Consider the following 25,816-nt stretch of genomic DNA (forward strand, 5'->3'; position numbering starts at 1 on the left):
GCTTTGCCGGCGCCCTGAACTTTGGGAGCTAGCCCGACTTTTTCGAGCGAGTATGAAAAGCAGCAGAACCACACCAATCCTGTCGGCGGCGTTAATCACGGCCGCCTTTTTGTGTGTGGTTGCCGGAAGCGCTTCTGCTCATAGCCGCAGCGATGGCGGCAGCCATGCGGGCCTCAATATCCCCGAGATTTCCCATGGCGAGATGGCTGTCATGTCTGACTATCGCAGTGGGATTATCGACCTTGCATCCCGCGCAGTCGATACGAACGAGCCGTTCCGGCGCTTTCTGAACTATGCCGAAATCCAGTATTCCTACTGCCTATGGGGCCGGATGCCGGGCAGTGTGACCGATGAGCAAAGCCCGTTCAACGAATGCGCCCATGCCTATCTCGCGGCGGCCAAGGCGGTCTTGCTTTCGATGCGTGAGATGCCGCGGGAGAGAGCTGCGGCGGATGAAATCATTTCCGCGGTCGATGCCGATATGGTGCGGCGCGGTCTTGCGCTCATCACCTGTCGATTCAGCGGCGAGGCCTTCAACACCGCTGACATCATCAAGCCACGCTGGAGCGGGATACCATTCCATGCCGCCAGCATGGCGTCGATGACGGGGCTTGCCTCCTTGTTCGGCTTTGGCGTGTTTGCGCTTCGCCGTTTCTCGCGGCCGAAAGCTCAATCGTCGGAATAGCGCTGCTCGCGCCAGGGATCGCCATAGATGTGATAGCCGTTCTTTTCCCAGAAGCCGGCCTGGTCGGCGGGCATCAGCTCGATGCGGCGCAGCCATTTGGCGCTTTTCCAGAAATAGAGATGCGGCACGACGAGGCGCATCGGGCCGCCGTGATCCGGTGTCAGCGGCAGGCCTTCCCAGGCGGTGGCAAGGATCGCATCCTCGGCGGCGAAATCGGAAAGCGGCAGGTTGGTGGTATAGCCGTCATAACTTGTCAGCATGACGTAAGCCGCTTCGGGCTTGGGCACGGCGAGATCAAGCAGATCGCGCGTCGAAACGCCCTTCCATTTGTTGTCGTAGCGCGACCACGTGGTGACGCAGTGGATGTCGCTGACCTTGGTGCTCTGCTCGATCGCCTGAAAGGCGGCCCAGGTGAGGGTGAGCGGCGTTTCGATAAGGCCGCGCACGTCAAGCCGCCAGGAATCTGTGGAGACAACAGGCTGCTGGCCGAGATCGAGCACCGGCCAGTTCTTGACAAGGTGCTGGCCGGGCGGCAGGCGCTCGGCTTCGGGACGGCTGATGCGGCCGGTCAGGAACTTGCCCTCGGCCGCCCAACGGCGCTTGGATGTGGTGAGCTTGCTGTCGGCGGGCGTCTGGTCGTCGCTCATGGGCGGGGCCTCCTTGCGGTGCAGCAATAGGACATCCGCCCCTGCCGGGTGTCAAGTTTCGGCAGGCCCTTGGAAATCCCTGTCCACCCCATAGAGCGCGGCGCGTCCGGCAGGGAGCGCTAAGGACGCTCTATCACTTTGAATTGGCGCATAATCCTTTCCGAAAATCGATTCCGATTTTCGGGGTTATGCGTTAACTTGAGCCGTCGGGTATGCCTCGCTGGGGAGTGGAGGCAGAAAGGGGAGGAGCCGGATCTGTCTTCGAGATATCGTGCGATAGCGGCTTTGCTGGTGGTGCCGCTGATCATCTTCGCCTTCTTCACTTATGGGAGCGCGATTGCGACGCGCGCCTATATGGAGGAGGCTTCGGCACAGGCAGGAACGGCGCTGCGGCTTGCCGTTTCGGCACTCAGCGGCCATCTCAACCGCTACGAGGCGCTGCCGGCGCTGATCGCTGATCACGACGACATCAAGGAATTGGTGAGCGCGCCCGAGGATGCGGCGCTGCGCGATGCGGCCAATCTCTATCTCAAGGAGATCAACGGGCTGCTGAAATCCTCTGACATCTATGTGGTCAAGCCGGATGGAGAGACGATCGCTGCCAGCAATTACGATGGGCCCGGAAGCTTCGTTGGACAGAATTTCAGCTACAKGCCCTATTTCCAGGATGCGATCGAAGGCCGGCAGGCGCGCTTCTACGCGCTCGGCACCACCTCGTTGAAACGCGGCTATTATTTCGCTGCGCCGATCCGGACCGGTGCGGATATTCGCGGCGTCATCGTCTTCAAGGTCGATATTGATATGATCGAATCCTCCTGGGGCGGCGGCGAATACAAGATCTTCGTCTCCGATCCCGAGGGCATCATCTTCATGTCCGGCAGCCCGGAATGGCTTTACGGCGCGATCCTGCCGCTGACGGCGGACCGCATCGCACGCACGGAGGCCTCGCGGCGCTATGCCAATGCCAGGCTGGCGGCGCTGCCAGTGACGCGACATCACTTCGAGCAGCATGAGCTGATGACGCTGGCCGGCGAGCGCGACTCGAGCGAATATCTGGTGCTCTCGCATTATATGCCGGCCGAGGACTGGACTGTGAACGTGCTGATGGAGACGAGTTCCATCCGCGCCCAGGCGCGCACGGCGCTTGCCGCCGTGTTTCTTATTCTCTGCATTGCAGGGCTTACGGTGGCCGTCCTTCGCCAGCGGCGGGCGCGGCTTGCCGAGCGCATGCAGTTGCAAGCGGAGGCCCGCAACGAACTCGAACAGCGCGTCGAGGAGCGCACGGCCGATCTTGCTCGCGTCAACAGCCGCATCGAGGAGGAGATCGCCGAGCGGCGGCTGACCGAACAGCAGCTCCGCCAGACACAAGCCGACCTCATCCAGGCGGGCAAGCTTGCCGGCCTCGGGCAGATGTCGGCTGCCCTTTCGCACGAGTTCAACCAGCCGCTCGCCGCCGCCAAGACCTATACGGACAGTGCCTCCGTCCTCATCGACCGTGGGCGGACGGAGGAGGCGCGGGATAATATCCGGCGGATCGGTGGGCTGATCGACCGCATGGCTGCGATCAGCCGGCACCTGCGCAACTTCGCCCGCAAGCCGAACGAGAAGCTCGGGTCGGTGTCTCTCGACGAGGCGATGCATGATACGCTCGAGATCATTGCCTGGCGGCTGAAGGCGGCGGACGCCGAACTCCTGCTGGATCTCGGGCCGCGTCCGCCGGTTGTGCGCGCCGGTTCGGTGCGTCTGCAGCAGGTGCTGGTGAATGTGATATCCAACGCGGCCGATGCGGTGGAAGGGCTGGATGACAGACGCATCGAGGTTTCGGCCTTCGAGGAGGCCGGCAAGGTGGTGCTGACAGTGCGGGACCATGGGCCCGGCGTGCCGGCGGCGATCGCCGAGCGTATCTTCGATCCCTTCTTCACGACGAAGGGTGTCGGCAAGGGGCTCGGCCTCGGGCTTTCGATCTCCTACAACATCATCAAGGATTTCGGCGGCAGCCTTGCTGCTGCCAATCATCCCGAAGGGGGCGCGGTGTTCCGCATCGAGCTGCAATCGGCGGCAGGGCTGATGCCGGAGGCGGCGGAATGAACGATGCGAAGATCCTGCTGGTCGACGACGAGGAGGAACTGCGCCGCTCGACGGCGCAGGCGCTGGAGCTCTCCGGCTTCAGCGTCGAGACCTATTCGAACGGCGACCATGTGCTGGAGCTGATCGGCTACAGCTTCCCCGGCGTGGTCGTCAGTGACATCCGCATGCCGGGCATCGACGGCATGACGCTGATGCAGAAGATCCGCGAGCTCGACCCGGAGGTGCCGGTCATTCTCGTCACCGGGCACGGCGATGTGCAGCTTGCGGTGAAGGCGATGCGCGAAGGCGCCTATGATTTCATCGAGAAGCCGTTCACGCCCGAGATGCTCGCCGGCGTCATCCGCCGGGCGATGGAGCGGCGCGGCCTCGTGCTCGAAAACCGGCTGTTGAAAGCGGTCGCCGGCAAGCGCGACGATATCGAGGCGCGGCTGCCGGGTCGCACGCAGGTGATGGTGGATTTGCGCTACCGCATCCGGGCGATCGGGGCGAGCGATGCCGATACGCTTATCGTCGGAGAAACGGGTGCCGGCAAGGAGGTTGTGGCGCGTGCGCTCCACGACATCAGCGCTCGGGCGAGCCGGCCGTTTATCGCGATCAATTGCGCCGCACTGCCGGCAAACCTGATCGAGAGCGAGCTTTTCGGCCATGAGGTGGGGGCCTTTCCGGGTGCGGTGAGGCCGCGTTACGGAAAATTCGAACATGGGCGCGGCGGCACGATCCTGCTCGATGAGATCGGCTCAATGCCCTTCGACCTGCAGGCGAAGTTTCTGCGGGTGCTGCAGGAACGGGTAATCTCACGGCTCGGATCGAACGAAGTGGTGGCGCTCGACGTGCGCTTCATCGCGACGAGCAAGGTCGATCTGGAGGCGGAGGTGGCGGCGGGGCGTTTTCGCGCCGACCTCTTCTATCGGCTGAATGTCGCGACGCTGCACGTGCCGTCGCTGTCGCAGCGGCGGGCGGATGTTCCGCTGCTTTTCCTGCAGCTGGTGCGGGAAGCGGCGGCCCGCTATGGCCGCGACGAGATGGCCGTGCCGCCGGACGTGATCTCCGATATCGCTCAGCGCGACTGGCCCGGCAATGTGCGTGAATTGAGGAACGCCGCAGACCGTCTGGTCCTCGGTCTCGACAATGGCGGGCGCCAAGCCGAGGAGGCGACCGGGCTTGCTGAGCGTGTCGCCGAATTCGAACGAGGGGTCATTGCCAGCGCGCTGGTGGCCCATGGAGGCAGCCTCAGGCCGGTCTATGAGTCGCTCGGCATTTCCCGGAAGACGCTCTACGAAAAGATGCAGAAATATGGTCTCGACAAGCGGATGCTGACCACCGAAAGTTAGCCATTTTCGGAAGGAGCATGCTTTTCGAAGTGACGATTCCGGCGGCTGGCCGCGCATTCTCTCCAACCTCAAGGCGCTGATCGAGACCGGCGAAGTGGTACTGCCTCCGAAAAGTAAGGGTGTGGCTATAGTGCGATGGGTGGATTTCCACCCATCGCACTGCCTGTTTGTTTCCGAATCGACCCATGCTGCATCGCACTGTCGCAAAATCGTCTTTCGAAAGCGGCTGTAATGATTGCGGGTCGATTTTTCCCGGCGGCAAATAGGTCATCCCCGGCGCGGAGGATGTGTCGGCGGGCTTGCTTATTTCATCAGGGAGGAAACTATGAAAATTCTGAAGGCCATGCTCGGCCTGACCGCGGCTGCCGCGGTCACTGTTCTCGCCAGCGTCGCTTCGGCGCAGACCTATCCCGAGCGCACCATCACCATGGTCGTGCCCTTTGCGGCCGGCGGCCCGACCGATACCGTCGCGCGCCTGGTCGCCGAATCCATGTCGAAGGATCTCGGCCAGCAGATCGTCGTCGAAAATGTCGGTGGCGCGGGCGGCACGCTCGGCGCCGGCCGCGTGGCGAATGCCGATCCCGACGGTTATACCATCCTGCTGCACCATATCGGCATGGCGACCAGCGCCACGCTCTACCGCAAGCTTGCCTATGACACGCTCGGCGCCTTCGACTATGTCGGCCTCGTCACCGAGGTGCCGATGACGATCGTTGCCCGCAAGGACATGGAGCCGGCCGACCTCAAGGGGCTGATCGATTACATCAAGGCCAACAAGGACAAGGTAACGGTTGCCAATGCCGGCATCGGCGCGGCCTCGCATCTCTGCGGCATGATGTTCATGAGTGCCATCCAGACGCCGCTGACGACCGTTCCCTACAAGGGCACCGGCCCTGCCATGACCGATCTGCTCGGCGGCCAGGTCGACGTCATGTGCGACCAGACGACCAACACGACGAAGCAGATCCAGGGCGGCACGATCAAGGCCTATGCCGTGACCTCGCCCAAACGCCTCGACGTGATGAAGGACATTCCGACTGCCGTCGAAGCCGGCCTGCCGGGTTTCGAAGTCGGTATCTGGCACGGCATCTATACGCCGAAGGGCACGCCGGCTGAGATCAACGAACGTCTGTCGAAGTCGCTGCAGGTGGCGCTGAAGGATCCGAATGTCGGCGCCCGCTTCGCCGAGCTCGGCACGACGCCATCCTCCGACGCTGACGCGACGCCGGCTGCGCTGAAAGCCAAGCTAGAGAGCGAGATCGTCCGCTGGAAAACCGTGATCGAGGCTGCCGGCGAATATGCCGACTGAAGATTATCCTCATCCAGGACATGCCGGATGAGCCCCTCACCCTAACCCTCTCCCCGTGAACGGGGAGAGGGGACTTGCGTCACTCAACGGCGGCAAGAGGCGAAGGGTTTGCAGCATATTCCCTCCTCCCCGCATGCGGGGAGAAGCCGGCAGGCGGATGAGGGCAACCACAGCAGCAGCGCGTCACGAACCATCTCCAACCCCAGGAGACACCATGAAATCCATCAGTTTCGATACCACCAATGCGATCTGCGGCGCGCTTTTCGTCGCGACCGGTGCATTCTTCGCCATCCAGTCGCTGGGGCTCGACCTCGGCACGGCAGTGCGCATGGGGCCCGGTTATTTTCCCCTCGTGCTTGCCTGTGTGCTCGTGCTTCTCGGCGCGATCATCTTCATTCAGGCACTCCGCGTCGAGGGCGAGCCGATCGACCCGTTTGCCTGGCGCGGCATGCTCTTCATCCTGCCGGCGCCGGTGTTCTTCGGGCTGACGGTGCGGGGGCTCGGATTTGCGCCGGCGCTGTTCTTCACCGCCTTCATCGCCTGCTTCGCATCGCAAAAGATGAACGTGGTGTTTGCCATCATCCTCTCGCTGCTGCTGACTATCTTTTCGGTGGCAGTCTTCAGCTACGGGCTCGGGCTGCCGTTCGAGCGCTTCGGCCCCTGGGTCCGGTTCTAGGAGACGATGATGGATCTTTTCAGCAATCTCGCGCTCGGCTTTGCAACAGCCGGCACTCCGGAGAACCTGTTCTTCTGCCTGATCGGCGTGCTGCTCGGCACGCTGATCGGCGTGCTGCCCGGCATCGGCGCCACGGCGACGATCGCCATGCTCTTGCCGATCACCTTCCAGCTCGAGCCGGTTTCGTCGCTCATCATGCTCGCCGGCATCTATTACGGCGCGCAGTATGGTGGCTCGACGACGGCGATCCTGATCAACATGCCGGGCGAATCCTCCTCGGCCGTCACCGCGATCGACGGTTACCAGATGGCCCGCAAGGGCAGGGCGGGGGCAGCGCTTGCGATCGCGGCGCTCGGCTCGTTCTTCGCCGGCACCGTGTCGACCTTTCTCGTCGCGATCTTCGCGCCACCGCTCACCGCAATCGCGCTGCAATTCGGTTCAGCGGAATATTTCTCGCTGATGATCGTCGGTCTCGTTTCCTCGATCGCTCTTGCGCATGGTTCTGTCGTCAAGGCGCTGGCGATGGTGGCGCTCGGGCTGCTGCTCGGCCTCGTCGGCACCGACATCTATACCGGCACGCCGCGCTTCACGCTCGGCATCCGCGAATATGCCGATGGGCTGAACTTCGTAGCGCTCGCCGTCGGTGTCTTCGGGGTGGCGGAAATCCTGCGCAATCTCGAGGGCGAGTCGACACGCACGGTGCTGATGGCCAAGGTGTCCGGCCTTTTGCCGTCCCGCCAGGAATTCAAGGAGATGATCGCGCCGGTCATTCGCGGTACGGCGATCGGTTCAGCGCTCGGCATCCTGCCGGGAGGTGGCGCCATCCTTGCCTCCTTCGCCTCCTATACGGTGGAAAAGCGGATGTCGAAGACGCCGGAGGAGTTCGGCAAGGGTGCGGTTGCCGGCGTCGCAGGGCCGGAATCGGCAAACAATGCCGGTGCGCAGACCTCGTTCATTCCGCTCCTGACGCTCGGCATTCCGGCCAATCCCGTCATGGCGCTGATGATCGGCGCGATGATCATCCAGGGCATCGTGCCCGGTCCGAACGTCGCCACCGAGCAGCCGGCGCTGTTCTGGGGCATCATCGCCTCGATGTGGATCGGCAACCTGATGCTGGTCATCCTCAACCTGCCGCTGATCGGGCTCTGGGTGAAGCTCTTGACCGTGCCTTACTACGTGCTCTTCCCCGTCATCATGGCTTTCTGCTCGATCGGGGTCTACAGCGTCAACGCCAACGTCTATGATCTCTATGCCGTCGCCTTCTTCGGGCTCATCGGCTATGTGTTGGCAAAGCTTCGTTGCGAACCGGCGCCGCTCTTGCTCGGCTTCGTGCTTGGGCCGCTACTCGAGGAGAACCTGCGGCGCGCCATGATCCTGTCGCGTGGTGATCCGACGACCTTCGTCACGCGGCCGATCAGTGCCATTCTTCTGGCCATTGCGGTTGCCGTGTTGATCGTCGTCTTCCTGCCGAGCGTCAAGAAGAAGCGCGAGGAGGTGTTCGTCGAGGAGGCGTAGAGCATGATGCCGAAAAGTGTGAGCGGTTTTCGGACGACATCATGCTCTAACTCTTTAATTGAGAACGGGATTCAGATTTTTGGCCCGGCCTAAAATCATCCTGTTCTGGGGTTGAACTTGTGGGCCGTTTGATAAACAAAGAATGATCTGATGCGGGCGCCGGTTGGGCGCCCGTTTCGCATGACAGGATATCCAGGCCCCAGGACCATTGCCCGATGAGCATTCCCGCCCGGATCAAGGACGATCTGCCGTTTCTGACCTCCCTGCGCCGCGACCTGCACGCGCATCCCGAACTCGGTTTCGAGGAGGAGCGTACCGCCGGCATCGTCGCGAGGCTTCTCGAAGAAGCTGGTATCACGGTGCATCGCGGCCTCGGCGGCACCGGCGTGGTCGGCACACTACAGCTCGGCAACGGCTCGCGCAGGATCGGGCTGCGTGCCGATATGGATGCGCTTGCCATGCCTGAAATGGTGGAGCGGCCTTATAAATCGACCGCGCCCGGCAAGATGCATGCTTGCGGCCATGACGGCCATACGGCGATGCTCCTCGGCGCTGCGCGGCATCTTGCTGCGACGCGGAATTTTTCCGGCACGGTGCATTTCATCTTCCAGCCGGCCGAAGAAGGGCGAGGCGGAGCAAGGCGCATGGTCGAGGAGGGGCTGTTCACGCTTTTTCCCTGCGATGCCGTCTACGGGCTGCATAACATGCCTGGGCTTGCGGTCGATGAGATCGCCGTGGTCGAGGGACCGCAGCTTGCCTCCTCCGACAGCTGGCGCATGACCTTCCGCGGGACCGGCACACATGGCGCCAAGCCACATCTCGGCCGCGATCCGATCACGGCCGCCGGCACCTTCCTGTCATCGCTGCAGACGATCGTCGGACGGGTGGTCGATCCGCTGCAGCCGGCCGTCGTCAGCGCCTGTTTCCTGCGGGCGGGCGACCCGAAGGCGCTGAACGTCATTCCTGATATCGTCGAGATCGGCGGGACGGCGCGGGCCTATTCGCCTGATGTGCGTAATCAGCTGGAGACCGAGATCGGACGACTGGCGCAGGGTAGTGCAGCCATGTACGACATCACCGTGGACTATGCATTCGAACGGCGGATTCCGCCTGTCATCAATGATGCGGATGCGACCACGCGGGCGCTCGCGGCGGCCGGCTCGGTGTTTGGCGGGAAGGTGCAGACAAGTTTTCCGCCGTCGACGGCGGGAGACGATTTCGCCTTCTTCGCCCAGAATGCGCCGGGCTGTTACGTCTGGCTCGGCAACGGCCCGGCGGTGGACGGCGCGCTGCATCACAACACGGCCTATGATTTCAACGATGAAGCGCTTGGTTATGGGGCGGCTTACTGGGTGGCGTTGGTCGAGCGGGAGTTGAAGGTCTAGCTGGAGTTTGAGGTGGCGGGGACGCACGCCCCTTTATATGTGGTCTGTGCGTCTCGGCTTACATAACCTCCAGCACCGGACTCTCAAGCACTTTCCCCGTCACCACATCGGCAATTCCCCGATCCGTCTGGTGCGGGCCGGCATTGCAGGCGAGCGTTGCGCCGAAGCAGGCCTTGAAGACCCGATAGGGTGGTTTCCAGTCGACAATCTTTTCCATGGCCTTGCGGATGCCGACGAAGGCCAAGGCGGTCTCCTTCAGCGATGCATCCGTCACCAGGCCGGAGAGCGGCAGCCGCAGGATCGCCTCGATTCGGCCGTCCGTGGCGACCGCCATGCCACCGCCGGCTGATATGACGGCGTTGGCGGCGAGCGTCATGTCGCGCGCGTTGCCGCCAAAGACGGTGAGGTTGTGGCTGTCATGCGAAACAGTGCTACAGAAGGCGCCGCGCCATTCACCCCAGCCGGTGAGGAAGCCGATACGCGGGGTACCATCGGCTTTGCCGTGGCGATAGGCGACGGCGATCATGGCGCTGCCCGCCGGCGGAACGACGAAACCGTCCCTGACCTCGGTTTCGGCCTCGCCCCATTGCGTGAAGCGCGGGCGGTCGATGGTGGCGACGCGGACGCGCTCGCCCTTCGCCGGAATGCGGAAATCATTCTCAGTCAGCGGCGGCAGCTTCACCGAATTGACAAGCGGCGCCGTATCAATCTGCTGGACGGCAGCCTGCATGCTGCCGTTGCGGGCAGCGATGCGGCCACCTGATATGACCAGTCGTGCCCGGAATTCCATGAGGTCGTCGAAGAGCACGATGTCGGCGCGGCGGCCGGCGGCGACGAGGCCGAGATCGGTGCGCTTCAGACGTTGTGCGGCATTGAAAGTCGCGGCACGGATGGCCCATTCCGGCTTCATGCCGTAGCGCACCAAGCGCCTGATGACGTCGTCGAGGCCACCATCTTCCTGGAGTTCGTCGGGAAAGACGTCGTCAGTGCAGAGCGTGACGGTCGGAGGCAGGTGACCGAGACCGTTCAGCACATCGACGAACTCCTTCAGCAGATGGTCGTGCGAGCCGCGCAGCTCGATCGTCAGGCCGGCGGTAAGCTTGGCGAGGAGATCGGCACCGGAGGTAAGTTCGTGGTCGGAGGTGATGCCCGATGCCATGAAGGCGTTGAGATCGGCGCCTTCGAGGCCGCGGGCATGGCCGCAGACGAGCTTGCCGGCGGCGAGGCCGGCATTGACGATGGCCGCCATGCGCGGATCGCCGTCGATGACGCCGCGCATGTTCATCACTTCGGCGATGCCGTCGACGGCGGAGGAGCGCAGCATCTCGGCGACGACGGAGGCATCGAAATCGGCGCCGGCAAGTTCCAGGCCCGGTGCGGAGGGCACGCAGGAGGGCGCGAGCAGGATCATGCGCAGCGGCAGGCAGCGCGCCGCCTCGATCGCCCAGCGCACGCCGTCGAGCCCGTGGACGTTGCCGAATTCATGCGGATCCCAGACGATCGTGGTGACGCCGCGCGGCAGGACGGCGCTTGCATATTCGGCCGGTGTCACCATCGAACTTTCGACATGCATGTGCGTGTCGATCAGGCCGGGCGTCATGATGCTGCCCGAGGCATCGATGATCTCGACGGCATCCGTGCGGCTTGCCGGGGCATGGACGCTTGATATCAGCGCGCCGACGAGGCCGACATCGGCTTCCCGGATCAGGCCTGTCACCGCATCGAGCAACCGGCCACCGGTGATCAGCATGTCGAAAGGGGCGTCGCCGCGCGCAGCAGCGACGGCGCGGGCGCGCAAGGCGGGATCATTGAGATCGGCGGGTTCTTGACGAGGGATGGCGGTCATTTGCGGGCCTCGTTGACCAAAGCGGCGAGAATGATGACACGCGCCATGTCGGCATCGATGTCGGCGGCGAATTGGGCATTGAAGGTCGCATGCGTGGCGCGGGTCTCGACGACGGTGCGGCCACGGGTGAGGGCACCCTGCAGCTCGACGTCAATACGCGCGGGGCGGAAGCTGACGATATCTGGAGTGACGAAGGCGACCGCGGCGGAAGGGTCGTAGATCGCCATGGCAGAGCGGCCGCGGCTGGTGCCGATGCGGATATAACCCGAAAACATATCGGCGATGAGTTCGGCATTGACACCGCCGGCATGGCGCACCGGCTCGGCATCCTCGGGTCTTGCCAGCACCTTGCGGCAGAGGTCGAGATCGACCATGCGCAGCGGCACGCCGTGGGCGATGACGATCGACAGGGCTTCGGGATCGGCGAGCGCATTGAATTCGGCGGAGGCCGTATGGTTGCCTGATGTGACGCCGCCGCCCATCCAGACGAGTTCGGTGATACGGGCGGCAAGATCGGGTCGGGCAAGCGCCACGGCAGCGATGTTGGTGAGCGGGCCGAGCGCCAGGATGCGGTGCTGGCCTTTGCGCTCCAGCCAGCGGCAGAGTGCTGCGAAGGCATCGCTTTCGGCAAGGGCAGCCGCCTGCGGCAGGCTCTTGCCTGACGTCGGGATGCCGGTTTCGCCAAGGATCGCCTGAGCGGTTTCGAGCTTGCCGAGAACAGGCATGGCGCGACCCGTGTGGATGGGGAATTTCCAGCCGAAGGCACTGGCTGCACCTGCGGCATTCATTCTCACCTGCGGCAACGGCGTATTGCCGAAGACCAGTGATACGCCGTCGATCTCGAATTCAGACTGCACGACCACCAGAATGGCGGCGATATCGTCGAAGCCCATGTCTGTGTCGATCCAGACGCCCATGATTTCACCCGAACCGTTTGAGGGTTGCCGCGCCGGCAACCGGCAGATCGAAGGCGAGCGTGGTATCGAGGAGGAGTGCTGCCGAAGCAATGAAAGCTTTTTTCATCTTACATGTTCTCCATCTCTGAAGTCTTTTGTGCCGGTTTCGCAGGCCCGGATGATTGGCGGACGATCAGCTGCATGGCGACACGTTCAATCTTCGCGGTAACGAGCACGCCCTCCCGGATGCCGCTTGTTTTTATGGTATCCACCAGCGCCGACACGGCAATTTCGGCAATCCTATCCATATCCATCCGGACCGTCGTCAGCGACGGCGTAACAACAGGCGACCAGATGAGGTCATCGAAGCCGGTGACACTGACATCGGCGGGAATGTTGATGCCAGCCTGCTGCAACTCCGTCAGTGCCCGCAACGCCTGCAGGTCGGAGAGGGCGGCAAAGGCGGTGAAACCCCGCCTGACTTTTTCGGCGAGGCCGAGCGGGCAGCCACTGCCGTTCTCCTGCTCCAGTCGGTCGATCCACAGGGTTTCCGAATGCATGCCCGGGCGCATGCCGGAGCGGATGCCGCCGGTGCGGTCATTCTGGACGTTGGATTCCTGATTGTTGCCGATGATGAGGACACGGCGATGGCCGAGGCCCGCGAGATGGCCGGMGATTTCGAGCCCGCCCTGCCAGTGGTCGGCAGCAACGGTGTTTCCAGGTGTCGAGGGAGTGTCAATGATGGCGACCGGACAGGCAGCGGCTGAAATGCGGGTGGCGCGACGGGGAATGATGACCATGCCGTCGACGCCGCGCTCGACCAGCCGGTTGATCGCCTCGGTCTGGGTGGCGACATCGCCGCGGGAGTCGGCGATCAGCACGCCGTATCCCGCGGCGGAGGCGGCGAATTCGATCGCCTGCGCGATCTTCGGGAATAGCGGGTTAGCGATATCGGGCAGCACCAGGCCGAGAACGCCGCTGCGGCCGGTCCGCAACGCCCGGCCGGCCTGGCTCGGGACGTAAYCCAATTCGGCTGCGTGCTCGCGGATTCGTTCGACCAGTTGGCCGGAGACCCGGCCCTTGCCGGAAAGCGCGTTGGAGACCGTCGCGACGGAGACGCCGAGCGACGTCGCAATCCTGCTGAGGTTCGGTCCCGGGCGCGATGGAGGCATATTTGGGGCGTTCTGATTAAACGATTAATCAAGGCCATACATCAGCTCTTTCTGCTTGTCGATTCTAAATTCATCCTCTGCGCAATTATCTGGCGGCGGAATTCAGCGGCTACGAAAAAGCCCCGCGAGACGATCGCGGGGCTCAGTATTTCCAGAAAGGTCAAACGCCGGTCAGCTCTTGGCGGGCTTCACTGGCGCGGTGGTTTTGCCGCCGGGGGCGAAACCGCCGCCGATCGCGATGTTCAGCGAGACATAGTCTTTGGCCATCTGCTGGACGGATGCGGCAAGRCTTGCCTGGGCGAGCGAAACCTGGCGCTGCGCGTCAAGAACGTCGAGCAGCGAGGAGGCGCCGTCCTTGTAGGACGCTGTGGAAAGTTCGAGCGTTTCCTGCGTGGTCTTCACCTGGGCCTGAAGTGCCGCGACCGTTTGAGCGTCACGCCGGACGGCCGAAAGTGCGTTTTCGACCTGCTCGACCGCGGTCAACACCGTCGACTTCCAGTTGAGATAGGCGGTCGCGGCATCGGACTGTGCCGACTTGACGTTGGCGCGAAGGCGGCCACCATCGAAGATCGGCAGGTTGAGCGTCGGGCCGAAGGACCAGGGCGTCAGGCCGCCATGGATGCCACGCTGATTGATGTAGGACGGCGAGATCGAGCCGCTAAGCGAGATGCTCGGATAAAGCTGCGCCTGGGCAACGCCGATATTGGCTGTTGCGGCGGCAAGATCACGTTCCGCGACGCGGATGTCCGGGCGATTGCGGATCAGGTCGGCCGGGATGCCGGAGGTGATGCCGCCGCGGAATACCGGCTGACCGGAGCCCTTCAGCAATTCATCGACAAGAGCCGAAGCCGGCAGGCCGAGCAGCGTGGCGATGTGATGGGCTGATATGCGGATGTTGGTTTCAAGGCCCGGAATTTCGGCGAGCGTCGACTGGACGAGACCTTCGGCCTGAACGACATCAAGACGCGACGCGGCGCCGGCTTCAAGCTGGAACTTGGTAAGTTCGTAGGTTTCCTGGCGAGACTTCAAGTTGGCCTTAGAAAGCGCCAGGCGCTGCTGATAGAAGCGAACGTCGATATAGCTCGAGACAAGGTCCTGAATGAGGGTCAGCCTGGCAACGTCAGCCGATGCGTAAGCGGAATCGAGCGAGGCAAGCGCGCTCTCCGTATTGCGCTTGTAAAGCCCGAATAGATCGAGCAGCCAGCTCAGCTGGACGTCGCCGGCACTGGTGTTGCGCGTGTCGAGCTGCGTGCGCAGCTCGCCCTTCTGGCCGCTGACCGTTTGCGAGGCGCCGACCGTCAGGCTCGGCAGGCCGCCGGCGCCGGCGGTGGTGACGTTTGCGGAAGCTGCATTGATTCTTTCGATCGCCTGCTGAACTGTCAGGTTCTGATCGAGGCCGGCCTTGACGTAGCCGTTCAGTCTTGAATCCTTGAAGGCGGTCCACCATGCTGCAGTAGCAACATCGCCATCACTCTTGGTCCCACCCTCTCCGAATTTGGCGGGCAGCGGCATCTCAGGAGGAACATGATCCGGGCCCACAACGCAGCCCGACAATAATAACAATAATGCCGGTGTGGCAAAACGAAGAGATACCATTCATTTCATCCTGTACTCGAGCAAGTCAATTCTTGTCCAAAGCTTCATGCTTCACTATCGGCCGCCGCGCCTCGTTCTACCAAAAACACCATTCCGAAGCAGTCGGGCGCAATGTAGCAACGGCAACTGCATTATCACAGTGCATTTATATCACAGTCCTGCCGCATTTTTGCCGCGTGTGGCAAAGATGCGTCGAATGACGACGAAAAACGACGGCACGAAGAAAATTCCGAGCATCGTCGCCGCCAGCATGCCGCCGAGAACGCCAATGCCGATGGCGTTTTGCGCCGCCGAGCCCGCGCCTGTCGCGATCGCCAGCGGCACGACGCCCAGAATAAAGGCAAGCGAGGTCATGATGATCGGCCGCAGGCGTAATCTCGCGGCTTCCAATGTCGCCTCGTAGAGCCCCTTGCCGCTTTCCATACGATCCTTGGCGAATTCGACGATCAGGATCGCGTTCTTCGCCGCCAGCCCGATAGTGGTGAGCAGGCCGACCTTGAAATAGACGTCGTTCGCCTGGCCGAAGAGGGTTGCCGCCGTCAGCGCCCCGAGAATACCGACGGGCACCGCCATGATCACCGAGAAGGGGATCGACCAGCTTTCGTAAAGCGCCGCCAGGCAGAGGAAAACGACGAGAACCGAGATCGCATAGAGCATCGGTGCCTGCGAACCGGAAAGGCGCTCCTGATAGGATATGCCCTGCCAGGCGACCGTATAACCGCCGCCGAGCTCATTGGTCAGGGCTTCCATTTCATTCATCGCATCGCCGGAGGAAACTCCGGGAGCGGACGCGCCGTCGAGCGGAATGGCGCTGACGGCATTGAAGCGGGCAAGCGAGGGCGCGCCCTTCACCCACTCCGTGCGGGTAAAGGCGGAGAAGGGCACCATTTCGCCGTCATTGTTGCGGGCGTACCAGTGGTTGAGGTCGCTCGGCTGCATGCGGAAGGGCGCATCGCCCTCGACGTAGACCGGCTTGATCTCGCCATTCAGCGTGAAGTCGTTGACGTCGCGGCCGGTGAAGATGATCGACAACATCGAGTTGACCGAGGCGATGTCGACGCCCATGGCGCCGATCTTCTCCTGATCCAGCACGATGCGCATCTGCGGCTCGACTTCCTTGTTGCTGCTGCGCAGCGCCACGATCTTGCCCGACGTGTTGCCCATCTGGATCAGCCGCTTGGAGGCTGCCGTCAGGGCGTCGTTGCCGTGGCCGCCGGTATCGACGAGATACATCGAGAAGCCGCTCGACACGCCAAGCCCCTGGATCGCCGGCGGGAGCAGCGCGAAGACCTGCGCCTCGCGGATCGCAAAGAAGCTGCGCAGCGCACGGTTGACGACCGATTGGGCGCTCAGCGTCGGATCGGTGCGCTGTGCGAAATCCTTCAGTTTGGTGAAGACGATGGCGCTGTTCTGGCCGGAACCGCTGAAGCCGAAGCCGAGCGCACCGAAGACGGAATCGACGGCGTCCTTCTCGTTTTCACGATAATATTTCTCGACCTTCTCGACGACCGCCTGGGTCTGCTGCGTGGTCGAACCCGGCGGCGTGGTGACGATGGTCAGCAGCACGCCCTGGTCTTCCTGCGGCAGGAAGGAGCTCGGCRGGCGGGTGAAGAGATAAGCGCAGCCGGCGCCGACCAGAAGGAAGACCAGCATGACACGGATCGGCCGCTTCAGCAGATAGCCGATGGCGCTGATATAGCCGTTGGTCGAGCGCGTGAAGTTGCGGTTGAACCAGTCGCCGACACGGTGCTTCCTGTGTTCGCCGACCGGCTTCAGCATCGTGGCGCAAAGTGCGGGCGTCAGCACGAGGGCGACGAGCGCCGACAGCAGCATGGCCGAGACGATGGTGATCGAGAACTGGCGATAGATGATGCCGGTCGAACCACCGAAGAAGGCCATCGGAATGAAGACGGCAGTCAGGACGAGCGCAATGCCGACAATGGCGCCGGTGATCTCGCCCATCGATTTTTCCGTTGCCTCGAGCGGCGAGAGCTTTTCTTCGGACATGATGCGTTCGACGTTTTCGACGACGACGATGGCGTCGTCGACGAGAAGACCGATCGCCAGCACCATGGCGAACATCGTCAAGGTATTGATCGAGTAACCGGTGACCGCCAGCACCCCGAAGGTGCCGAGCAGCACCACGGGAACGGCAATCGTCGGGATCAGCGTCGCACGGAGATTCTGCAGGAAGACGAGCAGCACCACGAAGACGAGCACGATCGCCTCGATCAGCGTGTGCACGACCTTCTCGATCGACAGTTCCACGAAGGGCGTGGTGTCGTAGGGATAGGTGATCTCCACACCTGCCGGCAGGCCGCGGCCGATGACCTCCAGGGCGGAGCGCACACGRGCAGCGGTATCGATTGCGTTGGCGCCGATCGCAAGGTTGACGGCAAAACCGGTCGATGGCTGGCCGTTGTACCGCGAACTACCGCCGTAGCTTTCCTGACCGATCTCGATGCGCGAGACGTCGCTCAGGCGCACCGTCGCGCCGTCCTTTTCGACCTTCAGGATGATGTGCTCGAAATCGGCGACGGTGGTCAGCTGGCTTTGAGCGGTGATGGTGACGTTGATCTGCTGGCCGGGGATCGTCGGCTGGGCACCGAGCGAGCCAACGGAGACCTGGGTGTTCTGCGCCTGGATGGCTGACGTCACGTCGCTCGGCGTCAATTGGTATTTCAGCAGCTTGAACGGATCGAGCCAGACGCGCATGGCGTATCCCGAACCGAAGACATTGATGCTGCCGACGCCTTCCAGGCGTTGGATCTGATCCTCGATCGAGGTCGACATGATGTTGCCGAGGTCGACGGAGTTGCGTTTGCCGTCGGTCGAAACAAGCGAGCCGACGAGAAGGATGCTCGAGGTCGAGCGGGTGACGCTGATGCCGGCATCGATGACGTCGCTTGGGAGCTGCGACTGAACCAGCTGCAGCTTGTTCTGCACCTGCACCTGGGCGATATCGGGGTCGGCGCTCGTCCCGAAGGTGAGCTGGATGCTGGCCGAACCCGTCGATGAGGTCGAGGTCATATAAGTGAGATCGTCGAGGCCGGTCATGCCATCCTCGATGATCGTCGTCACCGATTTCTCGACAGTCTCGGCGCTGGCGCCGCGATAGGTGGCGTTGATGCGAACCGTCGTCGGGGCGATGTCGGGATATTGCGAGATCGACAGCGTGAAGATCGCCAGCAGGCCGGCGAGCATGATGGTGATCGCAATGACCCAGGCGAAAATCGGACGTCGGATGAAAAACTTGGCCATCGGTTGTTCCTGTGCGACGAGACGGTGACGATGCGGGGCTTCAGCGATTACTTCGCTGCAGGCTTCTGTGCGTCACCGGCCGCGGGCTGCTCGGCAGGCACGACCACGCCGTTGTCATTGATCTTCATCGGGACCGGCTTCACCGGCATGCCGGAGGTGATCGATTGCAGGCCGCTGACGATCAACTGATCGCCGTCCTTGATGCCTTCGGTCACGAGCCAGGAATTGTTGGAGGGCGAGCTGTTCTCGAAGGCGCGGGTTTCGACCTTGCCGTCGGCGGAAACGAACTGTGCCGTCAGCCGGCCGTTGGCGTCACGGCTTGTCGCCAGCTGCGGGAGCGCATAACCGGCCTCGGCGCCAAGCTCGACGGTTGCGCGGACATACATGCCGGGCAGGACAATACGGTCGGGATTGGGAAAGAGCACGCGGATGATGAAGGTACCTGTGGTCTCGCTGACCACCTGCTTCGACATGTCCAGCTTGCCCTGCTGGTTGTATTCCTTGCCGTTTTCCAGGATCAGGTGGAAGACGACATTGGCTTCGCCCTTGATGTCCCCGGCGGTCATCGCATCACGCAGCTTCAGCAGGTTGGTGCTCGATTCCGTCAGCGAGATGTAGATCGGATCGAGCTGGCGGATCGTCGTCAGCGCCGTCGTCTGGTTGGCAGAGACGACGTTGCCGACGTTAACGGCCGTCTGGTCGATGATGCCATCGAAAGGGGCGACGATCCTGGTGTGGTCGAGGTCGATCTGTGCCGCGGAAAGCGCGGCCTTCGCCGACTCGACTTCGGCCTTGGCCTGGAGCAGCGTCGTCTTGGCTGTTTCGAATTCGATCTGGGTGGCGCCGCTGCCGACGAGGCGCTGATAACGGTCGAGATTGCTTTCAGCGCTCGGCACGCTGGCTTGCGCCTTGGAGATAGCCGCCTTGGCCTGCTCGACGATGGCGATATAGGGTGCATCCTCGATCTGGTAGAGAAGGTCGCCCTTCTTGATTTCGCCGCCTTCCTTAAAGGCGATCTCACGGATGAGGCCGCTGACCTGCGGCCGGATATCGGCTGTCTGAAATGTCTCGGCGCGGCCTGGCAGGATCGTGGTGATTGGGAACGTGCCCTTCGTCAGCGCAATCACGCCGACGGGGGCAGCCTGCTGTGCCGCGCCTGCGCCCGCATTGCCGGCCGGCTTGGAGCCATTGTCGCTGCAGGCGGCGAGAAGGGCTGCGAATGCCAGGGCCGAGGAGATGAGGAGGGCACGCCGTATCATGCTGAATTCCTGTGCGGTGGCAATCGCCGTTCAATCTACGAGCTCGGGCCTGCGGGCTCGGCTTGACCAAGCGCAGGCTTATATAAGCGTCAGGATTGAGTTCGCTCCAAATGCCGTTATCCGAATTTAAGAAAAGCTTTACGAAGTGACGTAATTCAGCAATCATCACTTAGCAAGCGCTATTTTGCAGTGCGGCATCGACGAAACACACGATTTTTTCGGCGCGGCGCACGAGCGTCTCCTTGTCGTCGCGGGCGATCAGGACAGGGTGCAGCACGCAGGCCAGGACGTCTGCGACGGTATGTGCCGCACTCCCGGCATCGCGGCAATGATAACGTCCCTCCGCCATGCCTTCGTGGATGATCTCGCCGAGCTTCGCTTCGATGCGGGCGCGATAGCGATTACCGGCCTCGAGTTTGGCTTCAATCGTCGAGAGTACCATTTCGAAGATATAAGGGTTCTTCTGGATGTCCTGCAGGTGGCTCTCCAGCAGGCGCAGGATGAAGCGGAGCAGTTGTTCCCTCGGCGGCAGGTTCCCATCAAAGGCTGCGAAGCGCTCGGCAGCATCGTCGAGATGGCGTCCGGCGATCGCATCGACGAGCGCGACCTTGGAACGGAAATGCTTGAAGACATTGGCGGGCGACATGTGGAGCGCGCCGGCGATATCGGCGATCGACACAGCAACGAAGCCGCGYTCGCGAAACAGCATCTCCGCCATGGAGAGAATGTCCTCTCGCGTTTCCTCGGCCTTGCGTCTTGGCCTTCTTGTCATCTGTTCCCCGCCGGGCCGAGCCCGATACCCCTTTTTGCCAATGCTAGCGCATAAGCCCGAAAATCGGAATCGATTTTCGGAAAGGATTATGCGCCGATTCAAAGTGATAGAGCGTCCTTAGCGCGTCCTTTCGGGCGCGCGGCGCTCTAGCGCTATTGGACGAAATGCTGCAAGCCGATGATCGGCCCGGCGGCTTTCGTGTGCCGCGATTTCAAGGGAAATAGCGGGCGAGGTTGGTTCGGACACGGGCAAGCGGCGTCTCGCCGCTATTGTCGGGAACGAAGCGCTCACCGGTTATCGCCTCGTAGGCTTTGATGTAGACGGCCGAGGTCTGCTCGATCAGTTCGGCGGGGATTTCCGGGATCTCGTCCTTATAGGGATCGCAACGCTCCGCCACCCAGGCGCGGACGAAATCCTTGTCGAAACTTTCCGGGCGTTTTCCAGCGGCAAAGCTTGCCGGATAGCTTTCGGCAAGCCAGTAGCGACTGCTGTCCGGCGTATGGATCTCGTCGGCGAGGATAATGTTGCCGTCACCGTCGGTGCCGAACTCGTATTTGGTATCGACCAGGATCAGCCCGTTTTTCGCCGCCATCTCCTGGCCCCGAGCAAAGAGGGCGAGCGCATATGTCGACAGCGTCTGCCATTGCTCTTTCGTCAGAAGGCCACGCGTGACGATTTCGGCCGGCGTCAGCGGTTCATCGTGGCCGCCGTCGAATTCCTTGCTGGTCGGCGTGATGACAGGTTCGGGCAGGATCTGGTTGTCGCGCATGCCATCGGGCAGACGCATGCCGTACATCTCGCGCTCGCCCTTTTTATAAAGCGTCAGGATCGAGGTGCCGGTGGTGCCGGCGAGATAACCGCGCACGACGATCTCGACCGGCAGGATGTCGAGCCGCTTGCCGATGACCACATTCGGATCGGGATAGTCGAGAACGTGGTTCGGGCAGATGTCCTTCGTCGCCTCGAACCAGTAGCGCGCCGTCTGCGTCAGTACCTCGCCTTTATAGGGGATGCAGGTGAGAATGCGGTCGAAAGCGCTCAGCCGGTCGGTGCTGATAATGATGCGGCGTCCGTCCGGAAGATCGTAATTCTCGCGCACCTTGCCGCGATAATAGTTCGGCAATTCCGGGAAATGGGCTTCGGAGAGAATTCGCACGGCGCTCGACTGTCCTTAATTATTGGGTGAAGACTTCTGCTCTAGTTTCATTGCTGGGGAAGTCAAGCCGATCGGGTAATGCATCACAGCCAGAACAGAGCGGTAAGAAGCAGGGCGAGGCCGTAACTTGTGACGGCAAGCGGCCAGCCGGCGCGCAGGAAATCGCCGAAGCGGTAGCCGCCGATGCCCATTGCCAGTGTGTTGTTGTGATGGCCGAAGGGCGTCAGGAAATCGAGGGAGGCGCCGGCGGCGACCGCGATCAGATAGGCGTCCGGCGCATGCCGGCCGGCTCTTGCGAATTCCAGAGCGATCGGGGTCAGGACGATCGCGACCGTCGCGTTGTTGACAAAAGGCGTCAATGCCATGGCGAGGAAGAGGATGAGGGCGATGCCGATGAGCGGATGGGTGATCGGCACGACGAGGCTGAGCCAGCTGGCGATGGTTTCGGCCGCTCCGGTGCTCGCCACCGCCTGGCCGATCGGGATCATCGCCGCGAGCATGATGATGATCGGCCAATTGAGATCGGCCATCGCCCGACGGATGTTCAGATGATTGAGCAGAGCGAGCACGAGTACGACGCCGGCAAAAGCGACGTCGGGACGCAGGCCGGCCGCGGAGGCGGCGACGCCACAGGCAAAGAGCGCGAAGGGCCGCCAGGAAAGGAGCGCCGGTTCGGCCGGTGCTGTCGAGGCGAGCGGCAGGCACTCGCTTTCCTCCAACGCTTCTGAAATCGCCGGGCGCGGCCCCTCCAGTGTCAATATATCGCCGATCGACAATTGCAGGTCGAGGAAGCGGCCCTCGATGCGTGGCGCGCGCATGGAAAGGGCGGTGACCGCGATGCCGCGACGGTGGAAGATTTCGAGCGAGCGGACGCGCGAACCGACCAACGTGCTTTCCGGCATGACGACGGCTTCGACATGGGTGAAATCCTGCTGCAGGCCATGCGGATGGGCATCGGCCATCAGCGCCTGCGTGGCGGCAAGGTCGGCAAAGACCGCATCGGCGCCCTCGGCAAGCAGCACGTCGCCCGGTTCGATCACCGACTGGTCGAGCGGACCGAAGACGAAATTATCGCCGCGGATCAGCGCGTGCGGCTTGATGCCGAAACGCACCGGGCAATCGGAAAGCCGCACGCCGATCAGTGGCGAGATATCAGGGATGTAACGCTCGACGACGACGCGGCGCGCGGCCGGGGAGGTCGTCACCGGTGTTTCGTCGGGTTCCGGAAACAGGCGCTGCACGCGAAAGGCGATGAGCAGAATTCCGGCGATGGCGACCGGCAGGCCGTCATAGGCGAAATCGAAGAAGCGAAAGCCGGTTCCGGTCGCCTTGGCGAGCCCATCGCTGACGAGCAGGTTGGCCGGGGTGCCGATCAGCGAAACGAGACCGCCGAGCAGGGCTGCGAACGAGACCGGCATGGCGAGCTGGCGGCGGGGGATTTTCAGGGCCGCGCCGAGGCGTAGCGCCACCGGCAAGGTGATCGCAAAGGCGCCGATATTGTTCATGAAGATGGACATGAAGCCGGCGAGTGCGGAAGTGCCGGCGATGACGGTGAAGTCGGAGGGTCTTGCGGCCACGAAACGGGCGGCGAGACTGTCGAAGAGCCTGGCGCGCGCGAGCACCTGGACGATCAGCAGGATCTCGACGACGGTGATGACGACGGGACTGGCGAAGCCCGTGAAGATCTGGTCGGCGGGATAAAGGCCGAGCGCATAGCCGGCAAGCAGGCCGGCGATCGAGACCACCTCGATGCGGATGCGATCGAGCGAGAAGAGAGTGAGCATCGCCAGCAGAAGGATCAGCAGGGATGCTTGCTCGAACATGGGCGGGTCCGTTGTTTCATCGATCAGGCGGACTGTAATCGTTCCTCATGCGCTGTACAGAGGCGCCTTCAGGTCAGGATTGAACAATCCTCACATCTCGCGTCAGGCTGGTGGTGCCTGCCACCGGCCGGCGGCATTCCGCTCCAGAATGGGCGTTGCGAAGACGCTGACGGTACGCGCGATCCATTGTGGCCCGACGGCTGCGAGGCTGTCGCGCCACCGCTCCGATTGCAGCATAGCCGCACCGATGACGACGGGTTCGATACCACAGGCCATCAGCAGATGCAGGCCGGCAACGATCGAGGCGCCGCTGGAAATGACGTCATCGATGAGTGCGACGCGCCGTCCCTGAAGCAGCGGCAGCATGCGTGGATCGATATAGAGGCGTTTCTGCTGTGTCGGCGTGGTGATCGAAGACAGGGCAACGGAGAGTTCGTCGCGATACCAGAATTTGCGTGAGGTGCCGAGCGGAACATAGCGGTCATAGCCGAGCTTCTGCGCCACGGCGGCGGCCAGCGTCAGGCCGAGCGTCGGCAGGCCGGCGACGACATCGATGCGCATGGGCCTGATCTTTTCGGCGAGGCTTTCGGCGAGCGTATCGAGGACGGTGAAGCTCGCCTGGTTGACGATCAGCGAGGCGAGGGCGTGATCGCCATCCGCCAGCTCACGGATCGGCAGGCGAAGCTGACGGCCGTCTTCGAGCGCGGCGACATAGAAAGAGGTGAATTCGCCATCGCCGGCAAAGGTGCCGGGCGGGTGGATCTCCTGCCAGAAATCGTGCGGCGCCATCTCCGTCACAGCAGTCAATTGCGTCTCGTCCTTTCCATGCCGGTTCTCCGGCGCAGCGCCTGCAATTCCGGTTCGGTCAGCGCACGCACGGCGCCTTTCGGCAGTTCGCCGAGTTCAAGCCCGCCAATTGCGACGCGCACGAGGCGCAGGCATTCGGTTCCCAGCGCCTCCAGCATGCGGCGGATCTGGCGGTTGCGGCCTTCGTCGAGCTCGACCTCGATCCATGAATTCCTGTCGCCCTGGCGCAGGTGCCGCGCGGCGGTCGCCGTCAGCAACTCGCCGTCGTGGCGGATGCCCGATGTCATGGCGGCAATGTCCTCGTCGTCCATGATGCGGTCGATCTGGACATGATAGGTCTTCGTCACATGCGTGACCGGATCGAGCAGTATCTGGGCGAATTCGGTGTCGTTGGTGAAAAGCAGCAGGCCCTCGCTCGCTTTGTCGAGCCGACCGACGGGAGAGAGATGCAGGACGTCGAAATCCCTGAGGCAATCATAGACCGTCGGCCTGCCTTCTGGATCGTGGCGGGTGGTGACGAGACCGCGGGGCTTGTTGAGCATCAGATAGATTTTCGCTTCGGCAGCGATGGCGAGGCCATCGATACTGATCCTTGCCGTGGCAAGATCGACCCATGCGGAGGTATCGCTGACGGTGCGGCCGTCGACCGCAACGCGATTTTCGGCAATCAGACGTTCGGCCTGCGTGCGGGAGCAATAACCGAGCTTGGACAGGGCGCGGGGAAGGGTAACCCGCTTAGCCGCGGCGTTATCGGCGGGCTTTGTCCGCTCACGCGTCTTGTGCGGTGGGCGCCGCTCCCTCATCTGCCATCCTTGTCCTGCTTTTGGTGCCGCTTTCTTGCATGAACGGCGCAAGGATGCCAGCAAGGCAAATTAAAAACGAGGAGGAATAACAGGCGTCGCAAAAGAGGCTCAGCGCTTTGGGGTAAAGCGCCGTCACGGCTTGATACGGTGGCGCGGCCTCAGCGGCAGGCCATGAAGCCGGCCAGTTCCTTACGGCTGACGACGATACCGGCGGCGGCCTTGACCGGGTCCGGATGTGTGTAGGACAGACTAGGCATTTCCGGCAAATCGAGTGCCTGGCGCATATTCATGATGCCGACCGCATAGCGGCCATTGGCGCTGTCGACGCTGACTTCGATTATGCAGTTGGCTCGCTTGTTTTCCATGGTAGTCCTCCCTTCGTTTTTTATGTTCCCATAGCTCACATTAAAAATTGGTTTTTGTAAGACATAAGCATTTACGCACCCTGCCGAAAAACGTTCGGCGGGTGCGTAAAAGACCAGTTTATGGGTCGGTATAGCGTGTTCAGCGCCACCATTGGCGTGGCTGGGGCTGTGGGCTGCCGGAAAGCAGGTATCCGGCGAGGAATCCGATGGCGCCTGCAAGCACCAGCGCAGTGGTCGTTGCGGCCGGATGCTCGCGGGCGGCGTCGGCGGCAGCGACGCCTTCGGCCCTGATCTGGGCGACAGCATTCTTTGCCCGGGGCAGGGCTTCATCATAAGCCTTGCCGGCGCGGCCGCGCACTTCGTAATAGGCTTCGGCGCCCTGAGCGGAAATCATCTTCTGCAGGCGCGAGACTTCCTGCTGGAG

At 62.5% G+C, this 25,816-nt stretch carries 21 protein-coding genes; 7 read left to right on the forward strand and 14 right to left on the reverse strand.

The genetic code is table 11. From position 1 onward, the window contains the following. The first annotated feature begins 52 nt into the window (after positions 1-52). Positions 53-685 carry a hypothetical protein gene (locus tag AC1D1Z_RS16790; protein WP_130652982.1) on the forward strand — a complete coding sequence of 211 codons (633 nt, stop codon included), beginning with the start codon at positions 53-55 and terminating at the stop codon, positions 683-685. Here AC1D1Z_RS16790 and AC1D1Z_RS16795 read toward each other — a convergent pair. Continuing rightward, entirely contained in the window at positions 670-1,332 is a 663-nt protein-coding gene (locus tag AC1D1Z_RS16795) for a sulfite oxidase-like oxidoreductase (RefSeq protein ID WP_166480871.1), read from the reverse strand. The two genes, AC1D1Z_RS16790 and AC1D1Z_RS16795, sit on opposite strands and share 16 nt — an antisense overlap. Before the next feature lie 291 nt (positions 1,333-1,623). On the opposite strand from AC1D1Z_RS16795, the gene AC1D1Z_RS16800 reads away from it, so the two are divergent. From AC1D1Z_RS16800 to AC1D1Z_RS16825, 6 genes are all read left to right on the forward strand, one after another. Continuing rightward, positions 1,624-3,420: a sensor histidine kinase gene (locus AC1D1Z_RS16800; RefSeq protein ID WP_477851307.1), complete on the forward strand. Its 1,797-nt coding sequence runs from the start codon at positions 1,624-1,626 to the stop codon at positions 3,418-3,420. Beyond that, positions 3,417-4,751 (forward strand): sigma-54-dependent transcriptional regulator, encoded by a 1,335-nt coding sequence (locus AC1D1Z_RS16805; RefSeq protein ID WP_011653327.1) that lies wholly within the window; start codon positions 3,417-3,419, stop codon positions 4,749-4,751. Before AC1D1Z_RS16800 ends, AC1D1Z_RS16805 begins: the two co-directional genes overlap by 4 nt. A gap of 325 nt (positions 4,752-5,076) precedes the next feature. Beyond that, positions 5,077-6,060, forward strand: a complete 984-nt coding sequence (locus AC1D1Z_RS16810; protein ID WP_130652981.1) for a tripartite tricarboxylate transporter substrate-binding protein — start codon at positions 5,077-5,079, stop codon at positions 6,058-6,060. Positions 6,061-6,274: 214 nt separating this feature from the next. Continuing rightward, on the forward strand, positions 6,275-6,736 hold the full coding sequence (locus AC1D1Z_RS16815; RefSeq protein WP_027683270.1) for a tripartite tricarboxylate transporter TctB family protein: 462 nt from the start codon (positions 6,275-6,277) through the stop codon (positions 6,734-6,736). A 9-nt stretch (positions 6,737-6,745) separates the two neighbouring features. Beyond that, positions 6,746-8,251 (forward strand): tripartite tricarboxylate transporter permease, encoded by a 1,506-nt coding sequence (locus tag AC1D1Z_RS16820; protein ID WP_018243405.1) that lies wholly within the window; start codon positions 6,746-6,748, stop codon positions 8,249-8,251. Between the two features lie 215 nt (positions 8,252-8,466). Further along, positions 8,467-9,636, forward strand: a complete 1,170-nt coding sequence (locus tag AC1D1Z_RS16825) for a M20 aminoacylase family protein (protein ID WP_130652980.1) — start codon at positions 8,467-8,469, stop codon at positions 9,634-9,636. A 58-nt stretch (positions 9,637-9,694) separates the two neighbouring features. Here AC1D1Z_RS16825 and AC1D1Z_RS16830 read toward each other — a convergent pair whose 3' ends face one another. The 13 genes from AC1D1Z_RS16830 to AC1D1Z_RS16890 all read right to left on the reverse strand — a co-directional run. Beyond that, positions 9,695-11,482 carry an adenine deaminase gene (locus AC1D1Z_RS16830; RefSeq protein WP_130652979.1) on the reverse strand — a complete coding sequence of 596 codons (1,788 nt, stop codon included), beginning with the start codon at positions 11,480-11,482 and terminating at the stop codon, positions 9,695-9,697. Next, entirely contained in the window at positions 11,479-12,399 is a 921-nt protein-coding gene (locus AC1D1Z_RS16835) for a nucleoside hydrolase (protein WP_130652978.1), read from the reverse strand. The genes AC1D1Z_RS16830 and AC1D1Z_RS16835 overlap by 4 nt, the downstream gene beginning before the upstream one ends. A 107-nt stretch (positions 12,400-12,506) precedes the next feature. Further along, the gene (locus AC1D1Z_RS16840) at positions 12,507-13,550 is read right to left on the reverse strand and encodes a LacI family DNA-binding transcriptional regulator (protein WP_477851298.1); all 1,044 of its coding nucleotides are present in this window, start codon (positions 13,548-13,550) and stop codon (positions 12,507-12,509) included. 171 nt (positions 13,551-13,721) lie between these two features. Then, complete coding sequence (locus AC1D1Z_RS16845; RefSeq protein WP_018517646.1) at positions 13,722-15,146, reverse strand: efflux transporter outer membrane subunit; 1,425 nt, start codon at positions 15,144-15,146, stop codon at positions 13,722-13,724. A gap of 150 nt (positions 15,147-15,296) precedes the next feature. Further along, the gene (locus tag AC1D1Z_RS16850; RefSeq protein WP_477851301.1) at positions 15,297-18,407 is read right to left on the reverse strand and encodes an efflux RND transporter permease subunit; all 3,111 of its coding nucleotides are present in this window, start codon (positions 18,405-18,407) and stop codon (positions 15,297-15,299) included. A gap of 47 nt (positions 18,408-18,454) precedes the next feature. Further along, positions 18,455-19,666 carry an efflux RND transporter periplasmic adaptor subunit gene (locus AC1D1Z_RS16855; protein WP_018445871.1) on the reverse strand — a complete coding sequence of 404 codons (1,212 nt, stop codon included), beginning with the start codon at positions 19,664-19,666 and terminating at the stop codon, positions 18,455-18,457. Between the two features lie 169 nt (positions 19,667-19,835). Then, the gene (locus tag AC1D1Z_RS16860) at positions 19,836-20,438 is read right to left on the reverse strand and encodes a TetR/AcrR family transcriptional regulator (RefSeq protein ID WP_018243395.1); all 603 of its coding nucleotides are present in this window, start codon (positions 20,436-20,438) and stop codon (positions 19,836-19,838) included. Between the two features lie 211 nt (positions 20,439-20,649). Next, positions 20,650-21,594 (reverse strand): phosphoribosylaminoimidazolesuccinocarboxamide synthase, encoded by a 945-nt coding sequence (locus tag AC1D1Z_RS16865; RefSeq protein WP_018445869.1) that lies wholly within the window; start codon positions 21,592-21,594, stop codon positions 20,650-20,652. An 83-nt stretch (positions 21,595-21,677) separates the two neighbouring features. Further along, positions 21,678-23,417 (reverse strand): SLC13 family permease, encoded by a 1,740-nt coding sequence (locus AC1D1Z_RS16870; protein WP_130652976.1) that lies wholly within the window; start codon positions 23,415-23,417, stop codon positions 21,678-21,680. Between the two features lie 102 nt (positions 23,418-23,519). Continuing rightward, entirely contained in the window at positions 23,520-24,206 is a 687-nt protein-coding gene (locus tag AC1D1Z_RS16875; protein ID WP_130653565.1) for a phosphoribosyltransferase, read from the reverse strand. A 14-nt stretch (positions 24,207-24,220) separates the two neighbouring features. Continuing rightward, the gene (locus AC1D1Z_RS16880; RefSeq protein ID WP_130652975.1) at positions 24,221-25,027 is read right to left on the reverse strand and encodes a pseudouridine synthase; all 807 of its coding nucleotides are present in this window, start codon (positions 25,025-25,027) and stop codon (positions 24,221-24,223) included. A gap of 158 nt (positions 25,028-25,185) precedes the next feature. After that, positions 25,186-25,392 carry a hypothetical protein gene (locus tag AC1D1Z_RS16885; RefSeq protein ID WP_003542611.1) on the reverse strand — a complete coding sequence of 69 codons (207 nt, stop codon included), beginning with the start codon at positions 25,390-25,392 and terminating at the stop codon, positions 25,186-25,188. 139 nt (positions 25,393-25,531) lie between these two features. Then, a partial coding sequence (locus AC1D1Z_RS16890; protein WP_477851305.1) for a hypothetical protein occupies positions 25,532-25,816 on the reverse strand: 285 nt, incomplete at its 5' end.

This window comes from Rhizobium sp. P1_E1 (assembly GCF_056406015.1).

Excerpts from the sequence above, each read along its gene's own strand:
- AC1D1Z_RS16790 (WP_130652982.1), top strand. The coding sequence starts at position 53 with ATGAAAAGCAGCAGAACCACACCAATCCTGTCGGCGGCGTTAATCACG.
- AC1D1Z_RS16795 (WP_166480871.1), bottom strand. The coding sequence starts at position 1,332 with ATGAGCGACGACCAGACGCCCGCCGACAGCAAGCTCACCACATCCAAG.
- AC1D1Z_RS16805 (WP_011653327.1), top strand. The coding sequence starts at position 3,417 with ATGAACGATGCGAAGATCCTGCTGGTCGACGACGAGGAGGAACTGCGC.
- AC1D1Z_RS16810 (WP_130652981.1), top strand. The coding sequence starts at position 5,077 with ATGAAAATTCTGAAGGCCATGCTCGGCCTGACCGCGGCTGCCGCGGTC.
- AC1D1Z_RS16815 (WP_027683270.1), top strand. The coding sequence starts at position 6,275 with ATGAAATCCATCAGTTTCGATACCACCAATGCGATCTGCGGCGCGCTT.
- AC1D1Z_RS16820 (WP_018243405.1), top strand. The coding sequence starts at position 6,746 with ATGGATCTTTTCAGCAATCTCGCGCTCGGCTTTGCAACAGCCGGCACT.
- AC1D1Z_RS16825 (WP_130652980.1), top strand. The coding sequence starts at position 8,467 with ATGAGCATTCCCGCCCGGATCAAGGACGATCTGCCGTTTCTGACCTCC.
- AC1D1Z_RS16830 (WP_130652979.1), bottom strand. The coding sequence starts at position 11,482 with ATGACCGCCATCCCTCGTCAAGAACCCGCCGATCTCAATGATCCCGCC.
- AC1D1Z_RS16835 (WP_130652978.1), bottom strand. The coding sequence starts at position 12,399 with ATGGGCGTCTGGATCGACACAGACATGGGCTTCGACGATATCGCCGCC.
- AC1D1Z_RS16855 (WP_018445871.1), bottom strand. The coding sequence starts at position 19,666 with ATGATACGGCGTGCCCTCCTCATCTCCTCGGCCCTGGCATTCGCAGCC.
- AC1D1Z_RS16870 (WP_130652976.1), bottom strand. The coding sequence starts at position 23,417 with ATGTTCGAGCAAGCATCCCTGCTGATCCTTCTGCTGGCGATGCTCACT.
- AC1D1Z_RS16875 (WP_130653565.1), bottom strand. The coding sequence starts at position 24,206 with ATGGCGCCGCACGATTTCTGGCAGGAGATCCACCCGCCCGGCACCTTT.
- AC1D1Z_RS16880 (WP_130652975.1), bottom strand. The coding sequence starts at position 25,027 with ATGAGGGAGCGGCGCCCACCGCACAAGACGCGTGAGCGGACAAAGCCC.
- AC1D1Z_RS16885 (WP_003542611.1), bottom strand. The coding sequence starts at position 25,392 with ATGGAAAACAAGCGAGCCAACTGCATAATCGAAGTCAGCGTCGACAGC.